The organism is Bowmanella yangjiangensis (assembly GCF_017255015.1).
Taxonomy (GTDB): Bacteria; Pseudomonadota; Gammaproteobacteria; order Enterobacterales; family Alteromonadaceae; genus Bowmanella; species Bowmanella yangjiangensis.
This window is the reverse complement of record NZ_JAFKCS010000552.1, coordinates 1-496: the sequence shown is the minus strand read 5'-3', so window position 1 is coordinate 496 and position 496 is coordinate 1. Positions and strand designations below refer to the sequence as shown.

Here is a 496-nt window from a genome sequence, read left to right as displayed (position 1 = left end):
AAGACGGGGCGGCGACTGTAGCCCGGCGACCATGCGGGGATCACATCGGCGCCTGCGCCACGACAAAGCGGGCCGCCGGCGCCTTCTGCAAGCGCCGTGGCGGCTGCGCCTGATGCGGCCTGGTGGATGGATGAAGCGCCATCCACCCTACGGACAGCCTGAGTGGAAGGGGATGCGCGGATCGCACGGCGGCGAACAGCAGACGCCGCTCACGCCTGGCGCGCCAACCAGCGCCCAGCCTCGCTGCACACCCGACCCTCGAGCTCCAGCTCGGTCAGGGCGGCGAGAACCTCTGCCAGAGGCAAGCCACTGGCCTGGACCAGCGCCTCGGTGCTGTGCGGCGCGGCATGCAACAGGGCCAGCAACGGATGCTCGACGCGAGCCGGCGGCGCCGGCGGGGCTGCGATGGGTGACGCGTGCCAGCCCCGCAAGGCCTGCAGAACATGCTCGGTGCTCTCCTCCAGCGTGGCGCCGTCGCGAATCAGCTGGTGGCAGC

General features: G+C 71.6%; 1 protein-coding gene. It reads right to left on the bottom strand.

What is annotated here, in order from left to right; all coding sequences use genetic code 11:
- Window positions 1–209 precede the first annotated feature (209 nt).
- Window positions 210–496: DprA-like winged helix domain-containing protein (locus J0A65_RS25620; protein WP_232850159.1), on the bottom strand; the 287-nt coding region annotated here is incomplete at its 5' end.